Raw genomic sequence first — 6,400 nt, forward strand, 5'->3', positions numbered from 1 at the left:
CAGCCCGCTCTCCCTCGTGGAGACAACGGCCAACGAGGAGTACACAAACCAAAGTACCGCGTCAAGCGGGAATATCGCTCTCGGAGAAGTTCAGAACGACTAAGATTCCCACGAGAGGAATCCCACGACTTCAGTCGTGGGTGGATGTCAATCCCTCGATTCCGTTTCCGAAACTGCGACCGGCGCGACGACCGACACCGATTCTGAGTGCAGGGTACTCGAGGGTGATTTACTCTGGAGTAAACTACTTGGGCACTGACCCCGTAGGTCCGCCCATGAGTACCGACGCGGGGGCGGCCGGCGGGACGGAGACGCGCGAACTCCTGCATTTCGTCACGCAAGAGACCCGGTTCGCGATCCTGAGCAACATCCTACAACCCCCCGAAGGGCTGCCCTCGATGTACGAACTCGAGCGACTGAACCCGAGCGTCAGCGAGGCGACCGTCTACAAACACGTCCAGAAGCTGATCGACGCCGGCGTCGTCGAGGAAGTCGCACTTCCCGACGACGAACGCCGACAGGGCTATCCCTGGAAGTTCTACGGGTTGACCGACGCGGGTCGAGAACTGCTCGAGCGACACAACCTTCTGCAAGCCGAGGAGACGCTCCGTCTGATTTACGGAACGATTTCTGATAAACCGGAGAAGATGGTGAAATACGAGAACGCACCCCGTCCCGACCGCGAGTGAGCGGTTCGATCGCCGATCACCGCTCTGCACGCCGGACGACGAGTCGGCCGTCCTCGTGGACGTGTACGATGTACTGTCGCTTCGCGTGGATCGGCAGCGTGACCGAAACGGCGTTCGATCGGTCCGGAGCAACGAGGCGATCGAGCGCCTCGGAATCGACGTGGTCGTACGGCCGGGTTCCGAGGTTCGCCAGCGAGTGACCGGGAGCGACGTTTTCGATGGCGTATCTCGGTGGCGTCTCCGCGTCGGAGATGTGTTCGACCCGTATCGGCGACCGTTTGTCGTCGACGAGCGCTCGCTCGAGGGGGAAACGGCACTCGTCGAGAACTGGGTCAAAAACGTTCGGTTAACCGTTCAGGAGAACCGCGAGGCGATGTCGGCTTCGGTGATGATGCCGACGGTCTCGCCGGCCTCGGTGATCATGACGGCCTTGTAGTGCTCGAGCAAGTTGCTGATCTCGTCCAGCGTCGCGTCCTTCGAAACCGTCGGGAAGCTCTCGCTCATGTGCGATTCGACGGGTTCGTCGCGCGCTTCGGAGTCGAGGTGGACGAGGTCGCTCTGGCTGATCGATCCGACCGGAATGCCGTCCTGGATGACTGCCAGTTGCGAGTAGGCTTCCTCCTCCATCTTCCGGGCGGCGGCCGTTACGGGGTCGTCCGGCGAGACGTTGACGACGGCTTCGTTCATCAGATCCTCGGCGCGGACGACGTCGCTTTCGGCCTTCTCTAGGGCGTTGACGATCCGCCGCAGCGTCGAGAGGCGCGGATCGACGTCGCCGCCCTCGATACGGGCGATCAGCGGCTGGGAGACGTCGGCCGTCTCCGCGAGTTCGCTCTGGGTCAGCCCGAGGTCGGTCCGTCGCTGGCGCAGGTCCGCGGGCGTCGGGAGTTCCATACGCTACAATAACCACGGGTTATCAAAAATACTTTGGGTCGACGTGCCACCGTCGCTACTTCGACGTCGGGTGTCTGGTATCGGGCGTCGGCCGCCGACCGCCGTTCGATCGCCGTTCGATCGCCGTCGACTCAGTCGTCTTCTGGGGTCTCGATGATTTCGACGACCGAGAGGGGAACGTCGCGCAGCGCGCCGCCGACCTCGCTTTTGGCGATCCGGGAGGCGTGTTCCTCGCTGTCGGCGTTGAAGACCTCCATCTCGAGGGCCAGACCCACGAGGGCGGTGTCGGCCGCGATGAACGCGGAGTCGAACGGTTCGCCGCAGGCGGGACAGCCCGTCGCGCCGACCTCGACCTCGACGTAGTCCATGTTCTCGCTGTTGAGTCGCTTCCCGGCCTCGCTGACGGCGACGCCGATCGCGTCGTCGATCGCCTCGACGTCACGAACCAGCCACGCCGCTTCCATCGCGACGAGATAATTGCTCATACAGAGTGGTCGTCCCGGGGGGTTTCCTGTCTTGCGGTTCGTCGGCGGCGTGAGAGACCGAACGCACGGCCGACGGTCACCGGGCCCACGGGTGGGAGTCTCGAGTCTAACACAGCCGATCGATCGTCGCGCTCGAGTGCGCACGTGAGCCGAATGATTCCGATAAGTTATGCGGATGACCCGCGTCGATTCCCGTCTCCTTAGGTGTACATCGGTCAGTATCCGCCTGTAGTTGTCTCGAGAGAAATCGTAGTTGAATCGCACGACGGCGGCGACCCTGTAGGAAATTATCGATCATTATCGTTAATTCTGTTCAAGAAAGCTTATATACACCCTCCGACTCAGCACGCCTGAACGCTGATGATATCCCGCGTGTACCGCGCGACCCTGTTCGGACTGTACCAACTGTGTATCGTGGCCGGTATCGCCATGATGCCACTCGCAATCGCCGCCCGCCAGGCCGGGATCACCCTCCCGATCCATCGCCTCCTCGAGAACGTCGAGGACGCCTACGAAGCCAGCCAGGCCGAGGACGCGTAACCGAATCTGACACTCATCACACTCGCCGACGGCGGACGCCCGTTTTCCCCGCCGTTTCTTTCGCTGTTCGACTCGAGAGCAACTGCTTCTGGAAGCGGAAACGGCGGCGGTGACCGCCGGTGTTTTATATCGTGCCGGTCGTAACGTTCGGTCAATGCGAGGACCGCACCAGCACTCGGACTTCTCCCGGACGGTCGACCAGTTGGCCGACGACTCCGACCCGTACGGGCCCGAAATCGGATCGATGCCGCAGAACGATCTCACGCGCGCCGATCTGGATAACGTCAACAAGACCGGAACGACGACGATCGGTATCACGACGACCGACGGCGTCGTCATCGCGACGGACATGCGCGCCAGCCTCGGCGGCCGGTTCGTCTCGAACAAGAACGTCCAGAAGGTCGAGCAGATTCACCCGACCGGCGCGCTCACCCTCGTCGGCAGCGTCGGCGGCGCCCAGTCGTTCATCTCGAGTCTCCGCGCCGAGGTCAACCTCTACGAAGCCCGACGCGGCGAGGGGATGAGCATCGACGCGCTCGCGACGCTCGCGGGCAACTTCGCTCGCGGCGGCCCGTTCTTCGCCATCCACCCGATTCTGGGCGGCGTCGACGACGAGGGCAGCCACGTCTACAGCATCGACCCCGCCGGCGGCGTCATGAAAGACGACTACACCGTCACCGGCTCGGGCATGCAACTCGCCTACGGTCACTTAGAGCAGGCCTACGAGGACGGCCTCTCGAACGAGGAGGCGAAGACGATCGCCGCACGGAGCATCAAGTCCGCCGCCGAGCGCGACACCGGCTCCGGCAACGGCGTTTTCCTCTGCGAGATCACCGGCGAGGGCGTCGACATCCACGGCCACCACGACTTCGACGAAGTCATCTAATCGGCCGCTCATCGATCCGGCCAGCCGTCCTGTCACGACAATCGATTCTTCCGCTTTCTCCGGGAAAGCCGTGGCTCTCTCGAGCAGCGGCTCCGAGTTGGCACACAGCGCAGTAGAACGGAGAGAAAACGACGAGAGCGACGGCGGCTAGACCGTCGACTAGTTGATCTGTGCGCGCTGTTCGGCCTCGAGTTCCGGTTCGGCGAGCTGGGTCGCGCGCCCGGTCTCGCTCGAGCGGTAGATCGCCTCGATGACGCGCTGGACGGTCAGCGCCTCTTCGACGGTGTTCGTTTCGGGCGGCGCCTCCGAGACGACGGCGCGGAGGAACTGCTCGTCCTGCTCGGTGTAGCCCGTCAGCGACTCGTCGCCGCGCATCGCCACGTCGGCGTAGTGGTCGCCGCCGGCCGTCCCGGTCTCTAAGATCTCGAGGGCGGTGTCGCCGATGTCGAACTGCGCGCCCGCGTCGGTACCCCGAACCCGAAAGTCCATGCTCGGTTCGCGGTTGGTCGCCCAGGCGGCCTCGAGCGAGATGGTCTGTCCCGCCGCGGTCCGGATGAAGGCGCTGACGGAGTCGTCGACCTCGTAGCGTTCGTTCTCGGCGTCCCAGTTGTCGCCGAAGCCGTCGGGATCGGCGTACTCGTCGTCGGCGCCGAAGGTGGATCGGGCGACTCCCGACACTTCCGCGATCTCCGGAAAGTCGAGGGCGTAGAGGGCGAGATCGAGCGCGTGAACGCCGATGTCGAGTAAGGCGCCGCCGCCGGCGAGTTCGGGATCGGTGAACCACGAGCCGGGGCCGGGAACGCCGCGTCGTCGCACGTAGTTCGCCTCGACGTGAGTGAGCTCGCCGAAGCGGCCGCGGGCGTGTTGCTCGTCGAACATGGCCATCGAAGCGGCGTGGCGGTTGTGAAAGCCCACCATACAGACGCCGTCGGCGCGTGCGGCCGTCCGAGCGATCCGCTCGGCACTTTCCAGAGTGTGTGCGAGCGGTTTCTCGACGAGGACGTGACAGCCGGCCTCGAGGGCGTCGACGGCGATCGGTTCGTGAAACCGATTGGGCGTCGTAACGATGACGGCGTCGACGGCCTCGTCCGCGACGAGACCCTCGTGGGTCTCGTAGGTCCGCGCGCCGAACTCGTCGCTGAAACGCTGGCGTTGGGCCTCGACGAGGTCGGCCCCCGCGACGACGTCGGCCCCGAGTTCCGTGATCGATCGCGCGTGGAGATGCCCCATTCCGCCGAGCCCGACGATGCCGACGCCGATCCCGGCGCCGATCATCGCGAAACCCCCGATTGCCGGTCGAACGAGACGGAGATACTGTGAGAAATCTGCCCTTTCGTCGTTTGTAAGCGATCCCGATCCATAGAGAGAGACGAGCGTCGATCGAAATAAGGGTTGTGACCGATTAATCTGTACGGTTTCCCTGTCTTTCATGGAGAAAGACAGTATTACGCCGTCATACGACCGGATACATCGGGAAAACGTACATTTGATTTGGACTGTCGTCGGCGACTACCGTCCGACTGAAGGGCCGGTAGCGACGACGTCGAGGGGATGGTCGACGTCACTATCTGGAACGAGTTTCGCCACGAACGCGAAGACGATGCCGTCGCCGCCGTCTACCCTGACGGCATCCACGCGACGATCGCCGACGCGCTCGCCGAACGCGCCGACGGAACCAAGACGGGCCACGAACTCCGAACCGCGACGCTCGACGAGCCAGAACACGGCCTCACCGAGACCGTCCTCGAGTCGACCGACGTCCTGCTGTGGTGGGGCCACGAAGCTCACGACGAGGTCGCCGACGAGGTCGTCGACCGCGTCCAGGAGCGCGTCCTCGAGGGGATGGGCCTGATCGTGCTCCACTCGGGTCACTACTCGAAGCCGTTCAAGCGGCTCATGGGGACCACCTGTAGCCTCCAGTACCGCGAGGACGGCGGGACCGAACGCCTCTGGGTCGTCGATCCGGGCCACCCGATCGCCGACGGCCTCGAGGGGTCGATCGAACTCCCGCGAACGGAGATGTACGGGGAGCCGTTCGACGTGCCCGAGCCCGACCGACTGGTGTTCAACAGCTGGTTCGAGGGCGGCGAGGTCTTTCGCAGCGGCTGTTGTTATCGCCGGGGGAGCGGCCGACTCTTCTACTTCCGACCCGGCCACGAGACGTATCCGATCTACGAAAACGAGGCGATCCGACGCGTACTCCGTAACGCAGTCGAGTGGGCCGCACCGCGCGAGGGTGCACCCCGGACGTTCGGCGAGCGAGACTGAACCGAACCGGGCTCCTGGTCTAGAACTCCTGTCTGCCTTCGTCGGTGATCACGCTCTCGAGCAACTCGACCGGCGTCGCGTCGTAGCTTGGGTTCTCGACGACGAACCCCTCCGCCGGCTCGGGCATGACTTCGCTTCCCGGGCGGAACTCGTTCTCGAAGACGAACCCCTCGGAGACGATCTTCGACGCCGAGCCGAGCACCGTGACGGGGACGTCGAGCTGGGCGGCGGTCGCGGCGATCGGGAACGTCCCGACACGGTTGTACAGCGTCTCGTCGACGATACAGTCCATGCCGACGACGACGCGGTCACAGTCCTCGAGATAGATACCGTGGGCGCTGTCGGTGATCAGCGTCGTCTCGACGCCCTCGAGACCGGCGAGCGCGCGCGTCGTTTTCCGCCCGATGTAGCGCGGCCGGGCCTCGGTCACGTAGACGTCGAACGTCTTGCCGGCCTCGACGGCGCGTTCGATGGCCTCGAGGACGGTCGAGGAGTAGTCGTGGGTCAGCAACGTCGCGCCGTCCTCGAGGTGGGCGACGGCGTTCTCGGCCGCCCGGTCCTTGCCGGCCTCGACTCTGGTGACGACGGCGTCGATTTTCTCTTCGGTGAGCCTGTCTCTTATACACATCTCTGAGCGG

Annotated in this window: 9 protein-coding genes; 4 read left to right on the plus strand and 5 right to left on the minus strand. The window is 64.2% G+C overall.

What is annotated here, in order from left to right:
- Nucleotides 1-275: 275 nt before the first annotated feature.
- The gene (locus C493_RS01155) at nucleotides 276-689 is read left to right on the plus strand and encodes a MarR family winged helix-turn-helix transcriptional regulator (protein WP_007257552.1); all 414 of its coding nucleotides are present in this window, start codon (nucleotides 276-278) and stop codon (nucleotides 687-689) included.
- Between the two features lie 16 nt (nucleotides 690-705).
- Here C493_RS01155 and C493_RS22930 read toward each other — a convergent pair whose 3' ends face one another.
- The 3 genes from C493_RS22930 to C493_RS01170 form a co-directional block, all read right to left on the minus strand.
- Nucleotides 706-957, minus strand: a complete 252-nt coding sequence (locus C493_RS22930) for a HalOD1 output domain-containing protein (protein WP_161606874.1) — start codon at nucleotides 955-957, stop codon at nucleotides 706-708.
- An 86-nt stretch (nucleotides 958-1,043) separates the two neighbouring features.
- Nucleotides 1,044-1,583, minus strand: coding sequence for a CBS domain-containing protein (locus C493_RS01165; RefSeq protein ID WP_007257554.1), 540 nt, complete (start codon nucleotides 1,581-1,583; stop codon nucleotides 1,044-1,046).
- A gap of 131 nt (nucleotides 1,584-1,714) precedes the next feature.
- On the minus strand, nucleotides 1,715-2,068 hold the full coding sequence (locus tag C493_RS01170; protein ID WP_007257555.1) for a DUF555 domain-containing protein: 354 nt from the start codon (nucleotides 2,066-2,068) through the stop codon (nucleotides 1,715-1,717).
- Nucleotides 2,069-2,428: 360 nt separating this feature from the next.
- Between C493_RS01170 and C493_RS01175 the strand changes: the two genes are divergently transcribed.
- Nucleotides 2,429-2,608: a hypothetical protein gene (locus tag C493_RS01175; RefSeq protein WP_007257556.1), complete on the plus strand. Its 180-nt coding sequence runs from the start codon at nucleotides 2,429-2,431 to the stop codon at nucleotides 2,606-2,608.
- A 154-nt stretch (nucleotides 2,609-2,762) separates the two neighbouring features.
- Complete coding sequence (gene psmB, locus C493_RS01180) at nucleotides 2,763-3,494, plus strand: archaeal proteasome endopeptidase complex subunit beta (RefSeq protein ID WP_007257557.1); 732 nt, start codon at nucleotides 2,763-2,765, stop codon at nucleotides 3,492-3,494.
- A 159-nt stretch (nucleotides 3,495-3,653) separates the two neighbouring features.
- Here the strand turns inward: psmB and C493_RS01185 are convergent, their stop codons facing one another.
- A complete protein-coding gene (locus C493_RS01185) occupies nucleotides 3,654-4,769 on the minus strand; it encodes a Gfo/Idh/MocA family protein (protein ID WP_007257558.1) in 1,116 nt (371 codons plus the stop codon).
- 276 nt (nucleotides 4,770-5,045) lie between these two features.
- On the opposite strand from C493_RS01185, the gene C493_RS01190 reads away from it, so the two are divergent.
- Entirely contained in the window at nucleotides 5,046-5,762 is a 717-nt protein-coding gene (locus tag C493_RS01190) for a ThuA domain-containing protein (RefSeq protein ID WP_007257559.1), read from the plus strand.
- 19 nt (nucleotides 5,763-5,781) lie between these two features.
- Here C493_RS01190 and C493_RS01195 read toward each other — a convergent pair.
- Nucleotides 5,782-6,400: translation initiation factor eIF-2B (locus C493_RS01195; protein WP_049889062.1), on the minus strand; the 619-nt coding region annotated here is incomplete at its 5' end.

Source organism: Natronolimnohabitans innermongolicus JCM 12255 (genome assembly GCF_000337215.1).
Classification (GTDB): Archaea; Halobacteriota; Halobacteria; order Halobacteriales; family Natrialbaceae; genus Natronolimnohabitans; species Natronolimnohabitans innermongolicus.